At 34.4% G+C, this 21,604-nt stretch carries 22 protein-coding genes; 12 read left to right on the plus strand and 10 right to left on the minus strand.

All coding sequences use genetic code 11. The features are described from left to right. Positions 1-4: 4 nt before the first annotated feature. The 5 genes from ACFSQ0_RS04755 to ACFSQ0_RS04775 all read right to left on the minus strand — a co-directional run bounded on the left by ACFSQ0_RS04755 (position 5) and on the right by ACFSQ0_RS04775 (position 4,720). Positions 5-1,927: a M1 family aminopeptidase gene (locus ACFSQ0_RS04755; protein WP_379044882.1), complete on the minus strand. Its 1,923-nt coding sequence runs from the start codon at positions 1,925-1,927 to the stop codon at positions 5-7. A 72-nt stretch (positions 1,928-1,999) separates the two neighbouring features. Further along, positions 2,000-2,779: a nucleoside triphosphate pyrophosphohydrolase gene (mazG, locus tag ACFSQ0_RS04760; protein ID WP_379044885.1), complete on the minus strand. Its 780-nt coding sequence runs from the start codon at positions 2,777-2,779 to the stop codon at positions 2,000-2,002. A gap of 10 nt (positions 2,780-2,789) precedes the next feature. Beyond that, complete coding sequence (locus tag ACFSQ0_RS04765) at positions 2,790-3,398, minus strand: LOG family protein (protein WP_379044888.1); 609 nt, start codon at positions 3,396-3,398, stop codon at positions 2,790-2,792. Further along, entirely contained in the window at positions 3,395-4,234 is an 840-nt protein-coding gene (gene prmC, locus ACFSQ0_RS04770) for a peptide chain release factor N(5)-glutamine methyltransferase (RefSeq protein ID WP_379044891.1), read from the minus strand. Before prmC ends, ACFSQ0_RS04765 begins: the two co-directional genes overlap by 4 nt. Before the next feature lie 3 nt (positions 4,235-4,237). Then, positions 4,238-4,720, minus strand: coding sequence for a GNAT family N-acetyltransferase (locus tag ACFSQ0_RS04775; RefSeq protein ID WP_379044894.1), 483 nt, complete (start codon positions 4,718-4,720; stop codon positions 4,238-4,240). Between the two features lie 27 nt (positions 4,721-4,747). Between ACFSQ0_RS04775 and ribD the strand changes: the two genes are divergently transcribed. The 4 genes from ribD to ACFSQ0_RS04795 are packed head-to-tail and all read left to right on the plus strand — an operon-like array spanning position 4,748 to position 7,872. Continuing rightward, positions 4,748-5,791 (plus strand): bifunctional diaminohydroxyphosphoribosylaminopyrimidine deaminase/5-amino-6-(5-phosphoribosylamino)uracil reductase RibD, encoded by a 1,044-nt coding sequence (gene ribD, locus ACFSQ0_RS04780; protein WP_379044897.1) that lies wholly within the window; start codon positions 4,748-4,750, stop codon positions 5,789-5,791. Further along, entirely contained in the window at positions 5,784-6,392 is a 609-nt protein-coding gene (locus ACFSQ0_RS04785) for an HAD-IA family hydrolase (RefSeq protein WP_379044900.1), read from the plus strand. Before ribD ends, ACFSQ0_RS04785 begins: the two co-directional genes overlap by 8 nt. Beyond that, positions 6,389-7,258 (plus strand): EamA family transporter, encoded by an 870-nt coding sequence (locus tag ACFSQ0_RS04790; protein WP_379044903.1) that lies wholly within the window; start codon positions 6,389-6,391, stop codon positions 7,256-7,258. Before ACFSQ0_RS04785 ends, ACFSQ0_RS04790 begins: the two co-directional genes overlap by 4 nt. 2 nt (positions 7,259-7,260) lie before the next feature. Beyond that, entirely contained in the window at positions 7,261-7,872 is a 612-nt protein-coding gene (locus ACFSQ0_RS04795) for an IMPACT family protein (protein ID WP_379044906.1), read from the plus strand. A 3-nt stretch (positions 7,873-7,875) separates the two neighbouring features. Here ACFSQ0_RS04795 and ACFSQ0_RS04800 read toward each other — a convergent pair whose 3' ends face one another. Further along, positions 7,876-8,274 carry an acyl-CoA thioesterase gene (locus tag ACFSQ0_RS04800; RefSeq protein WP_379044909.1) on the minus strand — a complete coding sequence of 133 codons (399 nt, stop codon included), beginning with the start codon at positions 8,272-8,274 and terminating at the stop codon, positions 7,876-7,878. 199 nt (positions 8,275-8,473) lie between these two features. Between ACFSQ0_RS04800 and dnaA the strand changes: the two genes are divergently transcribed. The 3 genes from dnaA to ACFSQ0_RS04815 are packed head-to-tail and all read left to right on the plus strand — an operon-like array spanning position 8,474 to position 11,089. Then, a complete protein-coding gene (gene dnaA, locus ACFSQ0_RS04805) occupies positions 8,474-9,901 on the plus strand; it encodes a chromosomal replication initiator protein DnaA (RefSeq protein WP_379044912.1) in 1,428 nt (475 codons plus the stop codon). Between the two features lies 1 nt (position 9,902). Further along, entirely contained in the window at positions 9,903-10,364 is a 462-nt protein-coding gene (locus ACFSQ0_RS04810; protein ID WP_379044915.1) for a low molecular weight protein-tyrosine-phosphatase, read from the plus strand. Then, positions 10,364-11,089, plus strand: coding sequence for an SAM-dependent methyltransferase (locus tag ACFSQ0_RS04815; protein WP_379044919.1), 726 nt, complete (start codon positions 10,364-10,366; stop codon positions 11,087-11,089). The genes ACFSQ0_RS04810 and ACFSQ0_RS04815 overlap by 1 nt, the downstream gene beginning before the upstream one ends. Here ACFSQ0_RS04815 and ACFSQ0_RS04820 read toward each other — a convergent pair. Next, positions 11,082-11,744: a peptidoglycan-binding protein LysM gene (locus ACFSQ0_RS04820; protein ID WP_379044922.1), complete on the minus strand. Its 663-nt coding sequence runs from the start codon at positions 11,742-11,744 to the stop codon at positions 11,082-11,084. The two genes, ACFSQ0_RS04815 and ACFSQ0_RS04820, sit on opposite strands and share 8 nt — an antisense overlap. Positions 11,745-12,017: 273 nt before the next feature. Between ACFSQ0_RS04820 and ACFSQ0_RS04825 the strand changes: the two genes are divergently transcribed. From ACFSQ0_RS04825 to ACFSQ0_RS04840, 4 genes are read left to right on the plus strand one after another with little or no spacing between them, the layout of a single operon-like run. After that, positions 12,018-14,387: a TonB-dependent receptor gene (locus ACFSQ0_RS04825; RefSeq protein ID WP_379044925.1), complete on the plus strand. Its 2,370-nt coding sequence runs from the start codon at positions 12,018-12,020 to the stop codon at positions 14,385-14,387. A gap of 2 nt (positions 14,388-14,389) precedes the next feature. Then, complete coding sequence (locus tag ACFSQ0_RS04830) at positions 14,390-15,199, plus strand: DUF4249 family protein (protein ID WP_379044928.1); 810 nt, start codon at positions 14,390-14,392, stop codon at positions 15,197-15,199. Then, entirely contained in the window at positions 15,192-16,010 is an 819-nt protein-coding gene (murQ, locus tag ACFSQ0_RS04835) for an N-acetylmuramic acid 6-phosphate etherase (RefSeq protein ID WP_379044931.1), read from the plus strand. The genes ACFSQ0_RS04830 and murQ overlap by 8 nt, the downstream gene beginning before the upstream one ends. A gap of 3 nt (positions 16,011-16,013) precedes the next feature. Next, a complete protein-coding gene (locus ACFSQ0_RS04840; protein ID WP_379044934.1) occupies positions 16,014-16,241 on the plus strand; it encodes a DUF6095 family protein in 228 nt (75 codons plus the stop codon). A gap of 50 nt (positions 16,242-16,291) precedes the next feature. Here the strand turns inward: ACFSQ0_RS04840 and ACFSQ0_RS04845 are convergent, their stop codons facing one another. The 3 genes from ACFSQ0_RS04845 to ACFSQ0_RS04855 form a co-directional block, all read right to left on the minus strand. Further along, entirely contained in the window at positions 16,292-16,876 is a 585-nt protein-coding gene (locus ACFSQ0_RS04845; protein WP_379044937.1) for a DUF6252 family protein, read from the minus strand. A 52-nt stretch (positions 16,877-16,928) separates the two neighbouring features. Continuing rightward, positions 16,929-18,245 carry an MFS transporter gene (locus tag ACFSQ0_RS04850; RefSeq protein WP_379044940.1) on the minus strand — a complete coding sequence of 439 codons (1,317 nt, stop codon included), beginning with the start codon at positions 18,243-18,245 and terminating at the stop codon, positions 16,929-16,931. Positions 18,246-18,414: 169 nt separating this feature from the next. After that, the gene (locus tag ACFSQ0_RS04855) at positions 18,415-20,034 is read right to left on the minus strand and encodes an ABC-F family ATP-binding cassette domain-containing protein (RefSeq protein WP_379044943.1); all 1,620 of its coding nucleotides are present in this window, start codon (positions 20,032-20,034) and stop codon (positions 18,415-18,417) included. Between the two features lie 142 nt (positions 20,035-20,176). Here ACFSQ0_RS04855 and ACFSQ0_RS04860 point away from each other — a divergent pair, with 142 nt between their 5' ends. Continuing rightward, positions 20,177-21,598: a hypothetical protein gene (locus tag ACFSQ0_RS04860; RefSeq protein ID WP_379044946.1), complete on the plus strand. Its 1,422-nt coding sequence runs from the start codon at positions 20,177-20,179 to the stop codon at positions 21,596-21,598. The last annotated feature ends 6 nt before the right edge of the window (positions 21,599-21,604 follow it).

The following is a 21,604-nucleotide window of genomic DNA, read 5'->3' on the forward strand; positions in this document are numbered from 1 at the left end:
AGCATTATTCTTTACGAATTTGCTTCTGTATAACCTCACCTGTTTTTAAATGAACTTGAAGAATATATACTCCAACTGGTAAATGTTTTACATCTACAGAAGCTGATGAAGTTTTCACCAATACTCTACCCGACAAATCATACAGCTTTAATTTTTTAAGCTTTTGCGGATTTGTAACATATAAAATTTCTTTTACCGGATTGGGAAAAACCTTTATTTCTTCTTTCTCTACTTTGCTGACTGATAGATTTGCGGTATTATTTTTTGCAATTAAATCAAACTCTGGGTTTATTTCAATTTGAGTAACTGTAAACGGAACATTAAACGTAAACATTTGATTATTTTGTTGATGATCTGCTACCACATCTAGTACCTGGTTATTACTCCCTTTAAAACGTATAGGAACTTGTGCTTCAAAAAAACTAACACTGCTATGGCTTTGCGACTGACTTAGGCTAAGTTGTACTTGATTAGCATTTTGAGTGGCATTTATGCTAAAGCTAGGATACCCCTCTCCATAAACCCAATCATTAAAAAAATCGGTTAAATTTTGACTCGTAAACTGCTCTACAACTTGTTTAAAATCATCGGTTTTTGCATAGTTATATTGTAAGTTAGGATCATTCAAATAAGCATTTAACGCGCCAAAAAAATCGGTATCACCTAATTTCTTTCTAAGCATATGTAATACCATTGCGCCTTTACCATAACTTAACCTACTGCTAAAAACCCGATTAACACTTAGGGTGTCTTGTGCCGGTATATAAACGCTACCATCGGGGGCACTTGTAATTTGATTGACTTTTGAAAATTTCCAATTATTAAAATCTGCACTTCCATCAAAATCTTCTATAACCATACCTGACAAGTAAGTCGCGAAGCCTTCATTTAGCCATATATCTTGCCAACTACCACAGGTTATTTGGTTTCCAAACCATTGGTGAGCCAGTTCATGGGCTATTAATCTTCGGCTAAAATTCCCCATAAAAGATATGGTGGTATGTTCCATGCCACCTCCCCACCCAAATTGAGCGTGGCCATAATTTTCGTTTGAAAAAGGATAGCTTCCAAACTTATTCGAAAACAAATCCATAATAAGAGGCGTCTGCTGTAACTCTACAGTTGCAGAAGCCAAATTTTCTGGATATACATAATCTGTTAACGGAAAAGTAATTCCGTTATGGCTATAGTTATTTGAAATAGTGCTGTAATTGGTTACCGCTACCGCTATTAGATAGGCTGGGATAGGGTATTTATGTTTAAAATGTGTTGTTTTTAAACCGTTGTTAACTACACTACTTTGCTCCACCCCATTGGTTACAGCGATATTTTCTTCATTAAAGGTATTAAATTTAGGTACATTAAGGTAAACATCTATACTATCTATTTTATCGTTTAAATCTTGTTTACAAGGCCACCAAGCTTTAGCGCCATATGGTTCTGATAGCGTCCATATTATACCTCGATTATTATGAGTAGTTTGGGCAAAAGAACCAAAACCCGAACTTATTGGGTTTCCTTCATAATCGACTGTCAAACTTATACTTTGACCCGCCATAAGTAAATTAGGAAGTTGAACAATTAATTCATCTCCCACTCTAGAAAAACTCAAAGAAGCTCCATTAGTAAGGTTTACCGCGTTCACCTGCATATTTGCGGCTAAATCAAATATAATTTGCATTGTATTTGAAGTAGCGGTTAGCTGGGTGGTAATTTCACCCGAGATATAAGAAACATTGGGATCTAGATCTAAATCTAGCATATGGTAATTAATATCGTAGTTACCAGTATTTCCACTAGCTTTAAAATTTATATGCTTTTTTGCAGCTAACCTTTCTGCCTTGCAAATTTCGAAATCTTGATCGTGTTGCGCTAAAAGGCTAAAGCAACCTAAAAACATTATTAATAAAACAAAATTCTCTCTCATTTGTAGTAAAATTATTCTTAAAGACAGATGAAAATAAACAAACTATCGTTTAATTCCTAGTTTGAGTGGCTTTTAGTCATTTTGTTTAGCTTCTTCCCAAAAAACATCCATTTCATCTAAGCTCATTTGATGTAGACTTTTTTTATTTTCTTTTGCCTTATCTTCTATATAACCAAAGCGTTTGATAAACTTTTTATTGGTTCTCTCTAGTGCATTTTCTGGATTTACGTTCAAAAAACGAGCATAATTCACCAAAGAGAAAAAAACATCTCCAAGTTCATTTTCTATCTCTTTCTGCGACTTGTTATTTTTTGCATCTTCTAATTCTTGTAATTCTTCTTTTACTTTTTCAAAAACTTGGTCTGGCGTTTCCCAATCAAATCCCACTCCAGCAACTTTGTCTTGAATACGATTTGCTTTGACCATTGCGGGCAATGTTTTAGGAACCCCAGAAAGCACACTTTTATTCCCCTCTTTTAACTTAAGTTTCTCCCAATTTTGTTTGACCTCTTCTTCGTTTTTAACCTTTACATCTCCATAAATATGAGGATGACGGGCTACCAATTTATCTGATATAGCATGCGCTACATCGGCAATATCAAAGCTATTTTTTTCACTTCCTATTTTAGCATAAAAAACAATGTGTAGTAAAACATCTCCTAATTCTTTTTTTAGCTCGTCTAAATTATTATCTAAAATCGCATCTCCTAGTTCATATACCTCCTCAATAGTTAAATGTCTTAGACTCTCTAAAGTTTGCTTTTTATCCCAAGGACATTGCTCTCGCAATTCATCCATAATATCTAATAAACGGCCAAAGGCCTCTAATTTTTGTTCTTTTGTATTATTCATTTATATAGGTTTAAGTTTGGTTCTTAGTGATCCATTTGGGCTTATTGGGTGGAACAAAAAGGTGCATCTTTTCTAATAATGATGATTCATTTTTTGAGACAACTATTAAATTTAAGTTCTCTTGTTTCAAAAACCCAGATTCAACCATAGCTTTTATCATTTTCAAGAGATCATCAAAATACCCTTCGGAATTCAAGATACCTATTGGTTTGTGATGTAAGCCCAATTGCGCCCAAGTCAAAATTTCGAAGAACTCTTCTAAAGTACCAAACCCGCCAGGAAGCATAATAAAACCATCACTCATTTCTTGCATTTTCAACTTCCTCTCGTGCATATCTTTTGTGGTAACAAGATTGGTAAGTTGGGTATGAACTATTTCTTTGCTTTTAAGAAATTGAGGAATTACCCCATACACTAAACCGCCATGATCAAGTGCTCCATTTGCTACTTGTCCCATTAATCCTAGTTTACTGCCCCCAAAAACCAACTTAATATCGTTTTGTGCGAGATGAACCCCGAGCGCATAGCTTTGTTTTATTATTTTTTCATTACTTCCTGTATTGCTACCACAAAATACAGCAATACTTTTAAGCTTATTTGAACTATAATTTTTAATCATAAACTTGCTTTTATCATTCGGTCATTTCCATAAAGGTCTTTTCGTAATTCCACGTCATTAAATCCGATTTTACGGAGTAAATCTAGCGTCTCTTTTGCTAAATATTGATTGATCTCAAAATATAAGCTACCGTTTTTCTCAAGATGCCTAAAGGCTAATCGACCTATTTTATCATAAAATAAAAGCGGAGAATCATCGGTTACAAATAGGGCTAAATCAGGTTCATAATTCAATACATTTTTCTGCATTTGTGACTTTTCTAGTTCCCGAACATAGGGCGGATTGGATACAATGACCTGGTAATTTTGATTTAACGCTTGAGTCGACAATATATCTTGTTTTATAAAATTTACCTTAGCACGATTCCTTTTTGCATTTTCTGCAGCAATCTTTAAAGCTTTCTCAGAGACGTCTAAAGCCGTTACTCGAGCATTAAACATACCAAGATCTAGTGCAATAGCAATGCAGCCACTACCCGTACCAATGTCTAATATATGTCCGTCAACTTCTCTATAATCTTCTATAATCCATCGCACTAGGTCTTCGGTTTCTGGTCGTGGTATGAGCACTTCCTGCGAAACAGAAAAAGGATAATCCATAAAATATGTTTCACCAAGAATGTGCTGTATAGGTTCTTGAATTTTGAGTCGGTTTAAAGCATCATCAAAATTTTGTTTCATTTCATCTGTTAGCTGATGCGGATTTAAAGCAAGTTCTATTCTTGTTTTGTTCAAATAGAATTCGGTTAACCAGCTCCAAAAACTCGAAATTTCAGTTTCAGGATAAATAGTTTTTAGCTGATTAAAAAAATAATTTTTGTACTTATTCAATTGCATATTTTATAATTCTTTAAGCATATAAACCGTACATGCGTGATGCCCGGTTGCACCCATCGCTTGGTCTATAAAGTCAAAGCCGTATTGCCTGTACAAGTTTTGGGCAGGTAGCATTTGCGGCATGGTTTCTATATAACATTGTTTAAAAGGAGCATTTTTAGCAAATGATAAACAGGTCTCAATTAACATTTTTGCAGCACCATGCCTTCGCATAGTTTTACTAATGTACATTTTTTGAAGTTCACACACGTCAATTGTATTGGGTAAAGGAGCGATTCCGGCACCTCCCACAACATTTTTACCCTTGGTGGCTACAAAATAGCGAGAATTTGAATCTTGGTAAAAATCATATAAAGCATCTAGGCTTTTATCCGCGAAAGCAGTACCCGGCAAATCAGCTTTATTTTCTTTTAAACAATTTCGAATAATTTGAGCCATAACCTCATTATCACATTCCTGTATCCTTCTTATTTTTATTGAGCTCATTCCAAAAAAACTTAGTAATTTTAGACCGTGAAAGTACACGAAAAATATATAAAACGCTGCATACAACTGGCAAAAAATGGCATAGGTAAAACCTATCCAAACCCAATGGTAGGAAGTGTAGTGGTACACGAAGGAAAAATAATTGGAGAAGGTTGGCATCAAAAAGCTGGTGATGCTCACGCAGAAGTGCGGGCAATACATCAAGTTAAGAATGAAGAATTACTCTCCAAATCGACAATTTACGTTAGTCTTGAGCCTTGTAGTCACTTTGGTAAGACACCCCCTTGCAGCGATTTAATTATCGCCAAAGGTATCAAAAATGTAGTAATAGGTACTGTTGATCCATTCGCTAAAGTAGCTGGTAATGGCATAAAAAAGCTTATGGAAGCCGGTTGTAATGTTACCGTTGGCGTTTTAGAAAAAGAATGCCAAGAGCTTAATAAAAGATTTTTTACCTTTCACCAAAAGCAGCGCCCCTACATAATTATAAAGTTTGCACGAACAAAAGATAATTTTATTGCTCCTATAAATCAAAATCAAAAAAAACCTGTATGGATTAGCAATGCGTTTAGCAAACAGTGGGCTCACCGTTTAAGAGCTAGAGAGCAGGCTATCTTGGTGGGAACAAATACTGCCTTAAAAGACAATCCTAGTTTATCTACACGGTTGTGGTATGGCGAACACCCAATTAAAGTTTTAATTGATGCTAAACTTAAAGTAGATTTGACTTCGGAAATCTTTAAAGACAATCAAAAAGTTATAGTTTTTACCGAAGATCCTAAAAAAGGTTATACCCAAAAGCACATTGAATATTTTAAAATTGACTTTAAAAAAAATGTTCCCGAGCAAATTACCAAAGTACTATACGCTAATAACATACAATCTTTAATTGTCGAAGGAGGCACAAGAACTATCAATTCGTTTATAGCTAGTAATCTTTGGGATGAAGCTTATGAAATTATTGGAGCCAAAAAATTTGAATCTGGTATTGCAGCGCCAAAAGTGAAAGGCAATCTAAATAAAGAATTTGAATTGGCAGATAACCTTATAAAATTATATGTGAATGATTAAGCATATTGTATTTGACTTTGGTGACGTTTTCATCAACCTAAACAAAATGGCCACTCACGATGCTTTAAGCCAATATTCTTGCAAAGCTAGTCTTAGCGAAATAAATCGAATTAATCACTTATACGAAACCGGGCAAATAAGCACTGAAGATTTTACCGCCTTTTATCTGAGTAATTTCAAGGGGCTATCACCATTTCAATTTAAAACCGCGTGGAACCAAATTTTACAAGATATACCCAATCATCGTCTTCGATTTATTCAAGCCTTATATAACGATAATCAATTTGAGTTAATCTTGCTAAGTAACACCAATGAACTTCATATCGATTTCATTAAAAATAATGAACCGAATTATACTGATTTTAAATGCTGTTTTCACGGATTTTACCTTTCCCATCTTATAAATATGCGTAAACCTAATAAAGATATTTTTTTACACATACAGCAAAAGCATCAAATTAATCCAAACGAAGCTTTATTTATTGACGATTTACCAGAAAATATCGCTACAGCACAGCAACTAGGTTACCAAACCTGGTTATTGGATAGAGCAAAAGAAGATGTTACCGAGTTATTCAATATAAAAGCCGACCTATTTTGATCTATTTGCTTTTTAGTATTATAAGTTCAAGTTTAATTTATACCGTATTTAAACTTCTTGGTAAATTTAATATCAATACGCTATACGCTATTGTGATTAATTATTATACCGCATTTTTTGCGGGTTATCTTTTATTAGAAAGAGATTTTAAGGTAACAGATTGGCTACAACAATCTTTCTTTTTAAGCGCACTATTACTTGGAGTCTTATTCATAAGCGTTTTTAAACTTATGGCAGAAACTACACGTATAAGCGGTTTATCTGCCGTTTCTGTAGCCAGTAAGATGAGTCTAGCGATTCCGGTAGTATTTGTTATTATTTACTATCAAGAATCCTTAAACTTCCTAAAGGTAATAGGTATTATCACTGCTCTAATTGCGGTTTATTTTAGTGCTTTAAAATCAAACAAATTAAAAAATATAAGGTTAAAAACCCTGCTATTTCCACTAGGGGTTTTCTTTGGAAGTGGAATAATTGAAACCCTTATAAAATTTGTAGAAGAGCATCAAGTAGCCAATAGTGATGTTGCCCTATTCTCGATGAGTATATTTTTCTTTGCAGCAATAATAGGTAGTATTGCCGGAATTATACAATACAAAAGAAAAGCCATACCTTTTAAAAAGAAAGACTTGTTAGGCGGCATTGCACTGGGGATTCCCAATTATTTTTCGGTGTACTTTTTTGTCCTCGCTTTAAGAAGTTTTAAAGACGCTTCAATGGTATTTATTGTGAACAACGTTAGCATTGTGCTTTTATCAACACTAATAGGTATCATCTTTTTTAAAGAGAAACTCATCCGTAAAAACTGGTGGGGAATTCTCTTGGCCATAATTAGTTTAATTTTAATCACCCTTACAAACCAATAGATTTGAAAGAAGACGCTTACCTAACTTTGCTAGAGCCTGGAAAAGAAACCTTATATAAAGAAAAGGGAAGTAAATTTTACAGTTATGCTTTCCCTGTACAAAACGAAGCGCAAATTCAAGAAATCTTAACCGATTTAAAAACCCGACATCATAAGGCTCGTCATTGGTGTTATGCTTGGCAACTTGGTGCCCGCTACGAAAATTACCGGGCTAACGACGATGGAGAACCAAATAACTCGGCAGGTATGCCCATTTACGGGCAATTACAAGCTTTTAATGTCACCCAGGTATTAGTTGTTGTTGTACGTTATTTTGGAGGCACCAAATTAGGAGTAGGCGGATTGATTAGTGCGTATAAAACAAGTGCGCAAATGGCTTTGGAAGCTTCAAAAATTATAAAGAAAACCATAAAAACTAGCTTTCAAATTAATTTTGACTATCCTTTAATGAACCAAGTTATGCGCATTTTAAAAGAAGAGCAAATTGAACCGCTTACCCAAGAGTTTCTTATTGCATGTAAAATTACTTTTAGTGTAAGAAAAACGGAGAGTGAAAAGGTGTTTGAAAAATTCAACAAGGTTTATGGTGTTGAAATCAAAAAAATAGACGAATAAAATTTAAAATCCCATAGCTTTTAAAATAGCGTCTGGACACTTTATGGGGCGTTTTGTTTTAGCATCCATAAAGACCAAGGTTATATTTGCTTCATGAATAATTTCTTGAAGATTATTATATATAGTGTAGTCAAAAATAATCTTTACCCCTGGCTTCTCGCGTAAACTTGTTTCTACCGTAATTTCATCATCAAAAAAGGCAGATTTTATATACTTTGAAGACAATTCATAAACGGGCAAAAATATGCCCTCCTCTTCCATTTTCTTATAAGAAATACCAAATTGATTTAACCAGTCTAATCGCGCTGCCTCCAAGTATAATGCGTAATTAGCGTGATGCACCACCCCCATCTGATCGGTTTCGGCGTAGCGTACTTTGAAGCTGCTTAATGATTTTTTCATAAAATACAATAGTAATAAATTTGTTTATCATTTCTCTTTTTAAGTATGGCGAAAAAAAACCAAATATTCAATAGCATTATGGTTTTTTTATTAGCTTTTTTGTTCACATATTTGTTTTCCCAAATAAGTAAAAGGGGTTTTCCTGTAATTTACTTATTAGCATTAATTTAAGTACTAACCTAAAATAAAAATAACAAGAATGGGTAAAACTGCGCAATCAGTTTGGAATAATTGCTTGGCTTTTATACAAGACAACATTACACCTCAAGCATACAAAACATGGTTTGAGCCGATAAAAGCAATCAAATTAACAGATAATGCCTTGAGCATACAGGTACCCTCTAAATTTTTTTATGAATGGTTAGAAGAGCACTATGTAAATATTTTAAAAGTATCTCTAACAAAAGAATTAGGTAAGCAGGCTAAACTGGTCTATGTTATCAAAATGGAGAATACTTACGGCAATAAAAGTCCGTTTACCGAGAAGATTCCTAGTACTCAGCGTTCAACTGTTTCTCCACAAGAAATAGATCGACCCTCAAAAAGCAAAAAGCCAGAGCTTAAAAACCCTTTTATCATTCCGGGTATTCGTAACCTTAAAATAGACTCGCAGCTAAATGCTAATTATAGTTTCGAGAATTTTTTAGAAGGAGACTCTAACCGCCTAGCTAGAAATGCTGGAATGGCGGTTTCAAACAAACCTGGAGGAACATCTTTCAACCCTCTTTTAATATTTGGTGGTGTAGGTTTGGGAAAAACACACTTAGCCCATGCTATAGGGGTAGAGGTAAAAGAAAAGTATCCTGAAAAAACGGTATTATATATTTCTGCCGAAAAATTTACCCAACAACACATAGAATCTGTTCGTAAAAACAACAGAAATGATTTTATCCATTTTTATCAGATTATAGATGTTCTTATTGTAGATGATATTCAATTACTATCGGGTAAATCTGGAACACAGGATGTATTTTTCCATATATTCAACCACCTGCATCAAAATGGAAAGCAAGTAATTCTAACCAGTGATAAAGCACCGGTTGATATGCAAGATATTGAACAACGTTTATTATCGCGCTTTAAATGGGGCCTTTCGGCGGAATTACAAAATCCAGATTTTGAAACCCGCGTAAAAATAATTGAAAACAAACTGTATCGTGATGGTGTAGAAATGCCTCAGGATATAATTGAATATTTAGCCAACAATATACAAACCAATATTCGTGAATTAGAAGGAGCTATCATTTCATTAATTGCTCATTCTTCTTTTAACAAAAAAGAAATCACCATAGATTTGGCACGTAAAATTGTTGAAAATTACGTTAAACACACCAAAAAAGAGCTCTCTATAGATTACATACAAAAGGTGGTAAGTGATTATTTTCAAATGGATGTAGCGACTTTGCAATCAAAAACGAGAAAAAGACATATTGTTCAAGCTAGACAATTGGCCATGTTTTTTGCAAAAAAATTAACCAAAGCGAGTTTAGCCAGTATAGGCTCGCAAATTGGTAAGCGTGATCACGCCACCGTACTTCACGCGTGTAAAACGGTAAATAATTTATCGACTACAGATAAACAATTTAAGAAATTTGTAGAAGAGCTTGATAAACGATTAACAATATAGGATGATGCGGGTTTTAATGGTTTGCTTAGGAAATATATGTAGGTCACCTTTAGCCGAAGGCTTGCTTAAAAGCAAACTAGACCCTAATAAAGTTTTTGTAGACTCTGCGGGTACCTCAAATTACCACGTTAATGATGCGCCAGATAAACGATCTATAGCTATTGCCAGAAAACACAATTTAGATATTAGCCAACAGCGTGGACGACAATTTGAAGTAAAGGATTTTGACCGGTTTGATCTTATCTATGTTATGGATAATTCTAATTATAAAGATATAGTTAAGCTGGCAAGAACAAATCAAGATAAGAAAAAAGTACACTTAATTCTAAATGAATTGTTTGTGGATGAAAATGCTGATGTACCAGACCCTTATTATGGCGGGGATCATGGCTTTCAGCATGTTTATTCCTTACTGGATGAGGCTACAGATGAGATCATAAAGAAGATAAATAAGGATTCTTGATGACAAAATCAGCGGCAGCTTTATATTTGATTCCTACTGGCTTAGGTAATGACGATTTAATCAATGTGCTATCTCCACAAGTAATTGAGCATGTCAACAAAATCACTCATTTTATTGCCGAAAACGAGAAAACAGCACGAAGATTCATTAAGCAAGTTGCTCCTAATAAATCTCAAGTAAAACTAAATTTTAAAGTTTTAAATAAATTTACAGATCCCTTAGATATACCTTATTTTTTAGAGGCTTGTCTTAGCGGCGAACCTATGGGGCTAATGAGTGAAGCAGGATGCCCAGGTGTAGCAGATCCAGGTGCCCAAATTGTTAAACTAGCGCATCAAAAAAACATTCAGGTAATTCCGTTAGTTGGTCCTTCTTCCATACTACTAGCTATGATGGCTAGTGGTTTAAACGGCCAAAATTTCGCTTTCAATGGATATTTACCCATTGATAAAGGTGAAAAAAAAGCGGCCATTAAACGATTAGAAAAACATTCTTTTGAGCATCAGCAGGCTCAAGTTTTTATTGAGACTCCCTATAGAAACAACAAATTTTTAGACCAATTATTAAGTAGTTTAAACCCTAACACTCAACTTTGTATCGCTTGCAATATCAGCACCAGCGAAGAGTTTATAAAAACCTTACCCGTAAAAGAATGGTCAAAGCAAAAAGTGGACCTTCATAAAAAGCCCACTATTTTTATATTTCAAAAAGAACATTTTAATTAATGTAAGCGGTAAAGTCTGCGTCTAATTGTTTTAAATCTACCTTTGCTTTTCTGTTGGGTTCTATAAAACTAGTATCATAGCCAGCGAACTTTTTCATATAAAAAGAAATACTAGATCCAAACGCATCTGAAAAACTATTCTTACCTTGAGAACGTAAAAACTTTTTTACATTCCCTGGTCCAGCCAAATGAGCCGCAGCTAAAATACCCGATTCGGTTACAAGTACTTGGTTAACCTTTTTTCCTACATAATTTTTTATCTCTCTACGTAGAATCCACTTGTTGCGCGAGGCATTAGCATAAAATGCAGCCTCTTGCATAGCTGGCGAATTTAAGAAGCCAAGGCTATCATAAACACCTACCAATTCTAAGGTACCAGACCCGAACTGATATTTTCCTAAATAACCAAACTGATTAATTACCGAATAGTCGCCCCCCGATTCCTTAAATGCAAGTGCTTCTTTAAAGCCTAAATAACCCTTTCCTAAAATGGGATAATTTATTTTTCTTTGGGCTAATAATTCTTGGGAAGATTTTACTGTGTAATAATCTGGAAGATTATCGGTTGAGGCCACTAAGCGGATTGCCTCTTTTTTTGTTGAAAAACTTAAAAATAACACAGCACCCAAAACAGCTACCGTGGTTAATTTTATCATCTTTTTCTTCAAATCTTAAAGTTTCAGAAGGACTTTTACTATCTATGTAAACCATAAACCGCCTTCTATTTTTGCCGTGCAAAGATACAACAAATTTACTGATAAGTCGTATAGATCAATTTAATATTTAATACGAATTTAACATATTGATTATCAGTGTTTTGACATTTTTTATGATTTACTACAAGCCTATTTCTTACTAAAAATTCCTTATCTTTATCTAAGTATTAACGCTTGTTTTAGCTTAAAACGAAGTATATTTACGCTAAAAAATTGAAAGTCCTCCTACCACTACTACTACTCTTTTTTCATTTTAATAGTTTTGCCCAGAACAACCAAAAGAATTATCAAATTTCAGGTAAGATCATTGCCACTTCCACACAAGAACCAATTTTGGGCGTAAATATAAGGCCCGAAAATACATCTAAAGGCGATGTAACCGATTTTGACGGAAAGTTTTCCTTTAGCCTTCCCGAAGGAAATTATAAATTAGAAATTTCTTGCTTAGGGTTCGAAACAAAATATCTAGATATAAACTTAAATCAATCGATTAATCTAAATATAGAGTTAAAAGAGAACACTCAAGAATTAGGAGAAATTGTTATTACCCAAGATGTTCGTCAATCAAAATTAGAACAAGCTCAAATGAGCGTAAACAGTTTACAAGCAAAAGACCTAGAGTCTATTCCTGTGGTATTGGGTGAAAAAGATTTTTTAAAGTCCTTAATTTTACTTCCAGGGGTTAGTAATACAGGAGAAGGCGCGGGCGGTTTTAATGTTCGCGGCGGTGCTGCCGATCAGAACTTAGTACTTCTTGATGGTGCCACACTTTACAATGACTCTCACCTTTTCGGATTTTTTTCTGTACTACAACCCGATGCCATCCAAAGCCTTACATTATATAAAGGTGGGATTCCATCAAAATTCGGGAATCGTGTTTCGTCTATTTTAAACATTGAACAAAAAGAAGGTAATTTCAAAACATTACAAACCGAGGGGAGTTTAGGATTGGTTAGCAGCAAAATACTTATTAATGGCCCCATAAAAAAAGACAAAACCAGTTTTTTAATTGGAGGTAGAAGTTCTTATGCGCACTTGTTTTTAAAACTTGCCGATAATCCAAATAGTGCTTATTTTTATGATATCAATGCGCAATTAACCCATATTTTTAATACTCGACATCAACTTTCAATAAGCTCTTACTTTGGCAGAGATGTATTTAATATAAATAATTCTTTTAAAAATATTTTTGGTAATTCTGTTATAAGCTTAAACCTTTTATCTACGTGGAGCGATGCTTTCAAAGGCAATCTGAGAACCTATTTCTCTGATTATGTTTACGATTTAAATTTAGATGTGATTGGCTTTAATTATAAAAATGGTATTACAGAATTTGGCTTGGGTTACGATTTAACCCATCGACTTAATGAAAACATTAGCTTAGAATATGGTTTGCAAAGTAATTATTATCGTTTTAATCCAGGTTTTTTGGAGGCCTCTAGGCCAGATGCTGGCTTTAACACCACAGATTTAGTCAACAAATACGCTTGGCAAAATGCCATTTATCTATCAAGCAAACAAAAAATCGGTAAAAAACTTACTTTAGAATATGGAGCTAGACTAAATACTTTTCACCGATTAGGTCAAGATCAAGTGGCTTTATACGCTAATAGCAATCCGCTTCTATTTAATGAAGACTTTGGAATATATGAAGAGGCTCCAATAGAAGCTTACCAAAAACAGAAAAGAAACGAAATTGTAAAAAGTTTTTTTCATTTAGAACCAAGATTTTCGGCTAATTATCGCCTAAGCGAATCAGAGTCGATTAAGGCAAGTTACCAGCGCATCAACCAGCACCTTCATCTTATAAGTAATAACGATGCTCCTACTCCACTCGATATATGGGCCCCTAGTGGTAGATACCTTAAACCACAAAAAAGTGATCAATGGGCGGTAGGTTATGTAAAACTTTGGGATAATTATAGTTTAGAGACTGAGTTATTTTATAAACAAGTTAAAAATAGAGTCGATTATATAGACGGCGCAAATTTAATTATTAACGACCAGATTGAACGCGTAATTTTGCCTGGCGAAGCACGTAGCTACGGTTGGGAATTGCTTTTCAAAAAAACCAAAGGTAAATGGCAAGGTTGGGTAGCCTACACTTTATCAAAATCTGAGCAGAGAACACCAGGAAGAACACCTACAGAGACCGGCGTAAATAATGGTAAATGGTACAACACAGGTTGGGATAAAACACACGATCTGTCATTAGTTGCTAATTACAACCACAATGAACGCTGGAAATTCAATGCAAGCTTTGTATACCAAACTGGCCGACCTACTACCTACCCAACAGGAAAATATGAATATTTAGGTTTATTGGTACCTAATTACGATACCCGAAATGCTAACAGGTTACCCGATTTTCATCATCTCGATTTTTCGGCTACCTTAACTCCTAAAAAAAACAGAGATAGAGCTTTTAAAAGTTCTTGGGTCTTTAGCATTTATAACATTTACGGAAGAAAAAATGCAGCTAACATTAGCTTTAGAGAAAATGAAGACTCTGGGCGTAATGAGGCCGTTCAACTATCTATATTCGGTATAGTTCCGGCTATAGCCTATCAATTTAAATTTTAATTATGAGCCTAAAAAACATATTACTAATCGCATTACCTTTATTATTTATCTCTTGTGAAGATGTAGTTGATTTAGAATTGCCTAAAGCAAAACAAGAACTAGTTATAGAAGCTAATGCTATACAATACGCCAATAAAGCAAGCGGTACTTTACGTGTTAAATTAAGCTTGACAAATAATTTTTATGATGAGTTAACAATTCCTGTAAATAATGCCGATATAATACTGCAAGTAAACAACTCTGCTCAAAAAGTGCCTTTTAAAAATGATGGCCTTTACTCCCTACCCATTTCCTTTTATGAAAATACAGAGTATGAGCTTACTGTAAACTATAAGGAACAAACTTATTCGGCTCGTACAAAGCTCTTTAAAACTGTACCGATTGATTCCATTCAACTTACCGAAAGAAGCTTTTCAGACGATAATAGTGCACTCAATGCTTTTTTCACAGATCCTGATACTGCAGGAGATTGCTATTTATTTCTCACTTCGGCTACCAACCAACTCAATGAGGTTAGCGTTACAGATGATGAGCTTTTTAATGGTAATACCACTGCCGTATTTTATAGCGAAGAATTGAAACCTAAAGACACCGTCACCTTCAAAATTCAAGGAATAAGTCAAGATTATAAACGTTTTTTAAATATTTTATTACAACAGTCTAATTCAGGAGCGGGCGACAACCCCTTTTCTTCGCCTCCTTCAAAAATAAATGGTAATTTTGTTAACCAAGATAATCCAGAGAAAAGAGCTTTAGGCTTTTTTTCTATTTCACAAGAATATGAATTAGATTTTATCATCCCAAATGAATGAATTTGAAAAAATAACCGAATCGACTAGTTTATACGATAATTTAGAACAAATGCCGCTAGCAGATATTTTAAAAAATATTAACCGGGAAGATCAAAAAGTAGCTCTAGCAGTTAAACAAGAATTAGAATCTATCGAGCATCTTGCCCTGCAAATTAGTAAACAATTACAAGCGGGTGGCCGTTTGTTTTATATAGGTGCTGGCACCAGCGGTAGGCTAGGTATTTTAGACGCTAGTGAATGTCCGCCCACATTTGGTGTACCTGCTCAACTTGTTATAGGTATCATTGCCGGTGGTGATCAAGCTATAAGAAATGCTGTAGAGGGAGCCGAAGATGATACACAACAGGCGGCTAAAGATCTTCAAAAATTTAATATTATCCCCCAAGATATCGTAGTTGGTATTGCCGCTTCAGGGACAACTCCTTATGTAGTTGGCGGACTTGAATTTTGTAATGAAAATAAAATTAAAACGGGAGCAATAAGCTGTAATCCCAACAGCCCGATTAGTAAAATAGCCAATTTTCCTATTACCGTTAAAGTTGGTCCCGAATTTTTAACGGGAAGCTCAAGAATGAAAGCTGGAACCGCCCAAAAAATGGTTTTAAATATGTTAACCACCAGTGTTATGATTCAAATGGGAAGAGTTCAAGGAAATAAGATGGTAGATATGCAATTAAGCAATACCAAGTTAAAACAGCGTGCTATAAAAATGATTTGTGATGCAACCAATGTTTCTCCAACAAAAGCCGCTGAAGTTTTAGAAAAATTCAAAAATGTGCGCCAAGCAATTGAAGTAATTCAAAAAAAATAGTTTATGACAAAAAGAACCAATAAAACCACTTTAATGCGCGGCGTACGCTATTTAGCCATTGCATTACCCTTAGCCTTTATAGGACCTTCGGTTATTTACTCTGCCTTTAATAATCAAGAAAACGATCTTTACATACCTATTCTCATTCTAGGTATTTTGGCTTGCGCCGGATCTGTATTTTTGATGTTTAGAGGAATTCTCACCATGGTAAAAGCGCTTTTTGATGAATAGCGAGACATCTAAAAAAGCGCTTTTATAATTTTTAAAATAGCTTTAAAAATTTAGTGAACCTCTAACAAGGGCATATCAAATTTCCCTTTAGTTATACTAATCATAGCTGGAATTGTGTTGTCATCACCCAATCTTTCTGCATCAAACTCAAAAGTTCCTTTAATTCTTTCATTGGCTCGATCAACTTCTGTTATGGTCAAAGTGCCACCAATCATTTCGCCTGTCAACCAACCTTGAGCTTCAGTTGCAAGATCTGAGATTGTATATGCTCCCATACCAACCCCGGGAGTATTTAATTCACCCATCACATTTAGCGGATAGGAGCCTGGAATAATACCTTTATCATCTTCAATGGTCATATTAATTGTTTTGATGTTCGAAGAGACATCCTTTGCGCCTTGAATTACAGTGGTTTGACCTCCTGGAAAGAATCGAGAAGGTGACCACATAGCTGCAGCAGCTTCTGCGACAAACGGAACCCCATCTATCTCTGCTGAAAGGCTTCCAAAATTTGAGTTGTTTGGTGGATTCAATTTACCGAATTCTCCCTCTAAAGGTTCAGTTTCACAAGAAGAAAAACCTAAACAAAGTGTTACAATAAATAAAGATTTTAAAAGTAGGTTTATTTTTTTCATTAAGTTGAGTTTTATGGTAAAACAAACATAAATAAAATTTCTTAATATTTTGTTATTTTCTAGGAACTCTTGTTAGCAGTATTATCCCTAAAATAAAGAATAGAATTAAAAATAATATCGCCGAGCGTATGCTACCGGTTACTTGAGCTACAAAACCGTAAGAAAGCATACCAATAACAATTCCTATCTTTTCGGAAACATCATAAAAACTAAAGTAAGACGCAGTATCTTTTGCTTTTTCTGGGATAAATTTAGAATAAGTACTTCTTGAAAGCGATTGAATACCCCCCATTACCAATCCCACACATGCAGCGGCAACGTAAAATTGCTGCGGTGTATTAATAAAATAAGCATAAACGCATATTGCAACCCAAATAAAGTTTATACCCATTAAAACCTGTATATTTCCGTATTTGCGGGAAAGCCTACTGGTAAAGAGCGCTCCTAAAACAGCGACTAATTGAATAAGTAAAATGCTAATAATTAGTCCTACGGTAGCATCTTGCCCACCCCAGTCTAATTCTTCTATTCCAAAATAAGTAGCAATTAACATAATGGTTTGCACCGCCATGCTATAAAGGAAAAACGCATAAAGATAACGGCGCAAGCTAAGGTTTTGCTTAATTTTTACCGCAATTAATTTTAACTCTCTAAATCCGTTTAAAAAAACATCTTTCTTTCGGGTGTATGCTTTTTTATTGCCTTGTGGCAAGTACAAATAAGTATACTGGCTAAAGCCGATCCACCAGACACCAGTTAAGATAAAAGACAGGCGTGTTGGAAAATCCTTGCTTTCAAAACCCCATAATTCGTAAAACATTATGAGTACTAAACAAATGATTAAGAGAATAACACTACCAATATATCCCATGGCATATCCTTTAGCACTTACTTGATCTTGTTGTTCAGGAAAGGCAATATCTGGAAGATAGGAATTGTAAAAAACTATACTACCCCAAAACCCGATTAGGGCTAAATAATAGCAAAATAAACCAAACCATAGTATTTCTAGATTAAACCAAAACAAGCCAATACACGAGAAGGCGCCTAGATAATTAAAAAAACGCATAAAACGTTTTTTATTGCCGAGATAATCGGCTATACCGCTAAGCAACGGACTTAAAATGGATATGGTTAAAAAAGCTAATGCAGTTACATAGCTTATAAGGGTATCATTATTCCAAGTAAAACCAAGAAAATCAATTTGATCATTTAGAATGTTTCCTTGCTCGTCTTTTACCAAAGTAAGGGCCCCATAAAATATAGGGAAAATGGCCGATGAGATTACCAAGCTGTAAACAGAGTTTGCCCAATCATAAAATGCCCAAGCTCGCAATAATTTTTTATGTCCTTTAGGGAAGTGTTTCATAGCGCTAAATTGAATTGCCTAAAATAAAAAAATCCTTTCTTTATTTAACAAGAAAGGATTTTTATTGTGCAAGGGGTAGCAGCGGCATCCTTTTTGGCCTTTCTTGCCAAAAAGATATAGCGGATGACCCGACCCGCTGGTAGCTAATTACCAGCGGGTTGCACCCTATTTATTTTTGATACAATTTATTGCGTTGCTCTTTAATTTTTGCATCACTCATATATTCATCAAATGTTAAGTAACGATCTATTACCCCATTTGGTGTTAACTCTACTACCCTATTGGCAACTGTTTGAGCAAATTCGTGATCATGAGTCGTGAATAAAATCGTGCCTTTAAAGTTCTTTAATGAATTATTAAAAGCGGTAATCGATTCTAGATCTAAGTGGTTGGTTGGCTCATCTAGCATCAAGACATTGGCTCTCATCATCATCATTCGGCTTAACATACAGCGCACTTTTTCTCCTCCTGACAAAACATTTGAGGTTTTTAAAGCTTCTTCGCCACTAAATAACATTTTACCTAAAAATCCGCGAATAAAAACTTCTTCTCGCTCCTCCTCTGTCTTAGCGTACTGTCTCAACCAATCTACTAATGACAATTCATTTTCGAAAAACGAAGCATTGTCTAAAGGCAAATAAGATTGTAAGGTGGTGATACCCCATTCATACTTTCCGCTAACGGCCTCGCGATTACCATTTATAATTTCATAAAACGCCGTAGTTGCTCTAGAGTCTCGTGAAAAAACTACAACTTTGTCTCCTTTGCTTAGATTAAGATTAATATTTTTAAACAGTGTTTCTCCATCTATAGAAGCCTCTAGATTCTCAATATTTAAAATTTGATCTCCTGCTTCGCGTTCACGCTCAAATATAATAGCAGGATAGCGACGACTTGAAGGTTTAATTTCTTCTATGTTTAATTTTTCAATCATCTTTTTACGCGAAGTAGCTTGTTTTGATTTGGCTACATTGGCGCTAAAACGTTGAATGAATTCTTGTAATTCCTTTTTCTTTTCTTCGGCTTTTTTATTTTGCTGGGCGCGTTGTCTAGCTGCCAGTTGTGACGATTCATACCAGAAAGAATAGTTACCGCTATAATGGTTTATCTTTCCAAAATCAATATCAGAAATATGGGTACAAACCGCATCTAAAAAGTGCCTATCGTGGGATACTACTATAACTGTATTATCATAATTGGCTAAAAAATGCTCTAACCAAGAAATGGTTTCATAATCCAAATCATTGGTAGGCTCATCCATAATTAATACATCTGGATTCCCAAATAGAGCTTGCGCCAAAAGTACACGTACTTTTTGTTTACCATCTAGATCTTTCATTAAGGTATAATGCAAATCGGCTGGTATACCTAAATTTGAAAGTAGCGCGGCCGCATTGCTTTCTGCATTCCAGCCATCCATCTCTTCAAATGCTACTTGAAGTTCACCTATTCGTTCTGCATTCTCATCGGTATAGTCTGCATAAAGCGCATCTATCTCAGATTTAATATCAAACAAAGGTTTGTTTCCTCGTAAAACTGTTTCTAAAACCGAGTATTCATCAAACAAATTATGATTTTGTTCTAAAACAGACATTCTCTTACCTGGTTCTAAGTGAACATGGCCCGAGGTAGGTTCTGTTTTTCCAGAAAGTATTTTTAAAAAAGTAGATTTTCCCGCTCCATTTGCGCCAATGATTCCGTAACAGTTTCCTTGGGTAAAAGCGGTATTCACTTCATCGAATAATACACGCTTACCAAACTGAACCGATAGATTAGATACTGATAACATAATGATTGTAAAATTTTTGCAAAAGTAGGTAAATAAAGCTAGGAAAAGAAAAATTAACTTTTAAGTTTTGTATTTAACGTCAGCTTAACAAAGCACTTTTAACGAAGACATTATATTTGAAGGCTGAGTTAGTATGTAAATTATGGGGCATTATTTTTATCGCATTTTGTTAGTGGCTATATTAGTTGCTAGTTGTCAAGACAATACAAAAACAAATGAGATTACGGGTAGTTTTTTGGGTGGTGAAATTGTAAACCCGAATCAAGATTTTCTGACCCTTGAGCGCGAAGGAGAGCTTATTGATACAATCTTTCTAGATAAGAGAAATCGCTTTAAGTATGTTTTTAAGGATAATGATTTAGGCCTATTTACCATTCGGCATCAGCCTGAAAGTCAAATTTTATTTGTTGAAGAAAATGATAGCATCTTACTTAGATTAAATACCCTTGAGTTTGATGAGTCTTTGATGTACTCGGGCAAAGGAGCTGAAAAGAATAATTTATTGATGGAAATGTTCTTGCAAAATGAACAAAATAATGATCTTATTTTATCTTACTATAAAATTAGTCCGCAAGAATTTTTAAAAAAAACAGATTCTATACACCAAGAACGCTTAGCTAAATTGAATACGCTAAATGAGGTTCATGAGTTCTCTGATGCTTTTCTCAATATTGCAAAAAAAGGAATTGATTATGAATATTATGATTTGCGTGAACGCTACGCATTTTTAATAAATAAATACTTCACAGAATTTAGAAAAAAAATACCTCAAGACTTCTTTGATTACAGAAAACAGGTGAACTTTAATGATGAAGATTTAACGAGTCATTACATTTACCAACGATTTCTTGATAATTATTTAAAAAACAGATCTTTAGAATATTGTATTACGCACAACTTAGGGAGACCTTGTTTTAGTTTAAGTAATGTAGAAAATTTAGAGAGAAGACTTAAGCTTGCCGATTCGCTTTTTAAGAATGACAATTTAAGGAAACACTTTATTAAAAAATTTGCGAAAAACCAGATTATATTTTCTGAAAATGACAAGCAAATAAGTGGCACGCTTAGCTTGGTTGAAACCTTAGGATTTTCTGATGATTTAATCAATCAGCTCAAGGCACTGGGTAAGGTTCATCGCTCTTTTTTCATCGGTGAAAACATAAAAGACAAAGAACTTGTTACGCCTAAAAATCAAAACAAAAGCTACCAAGAAATTGTAAAAAGAAATAGTATTATATTTTACTGGTCCGTTTATTCTTCAAACCATCATAAGGAATTACATCATAGAATAAATGAGCTAAGAAATAAGTATCCTGAAATTGATTTTATAGGAGTTAATATAGACGCAACTGAGCCAAAAATTTGGAAAAAAACCTTGAGTAACTTTGATTACAATCAAGATTTTGAATACCAAATCAAAGAACTAAAGTGCGATAAAAGCTTATACAATAACTACCTTAATAAAATACTATTTGTGAATAAAAAGGGTGAAATTGTAAGAGGTGACATTCAGATAAGTGATCCGGATTTTGAAAATTATGTTTTAGAATTTTTAAACCTATAATTTTAT

This window comes from Mesonia sediminis (genome assembly GCF_042684705.1).
In the GTDB taxonomy this organism is placed as follows: domain Bacteria; phylum Bacteroidota; class Bacteroidia; order Flavobacteriales; family Flavobacteriaceae; genus Mesonia; species Mesonia sediminis.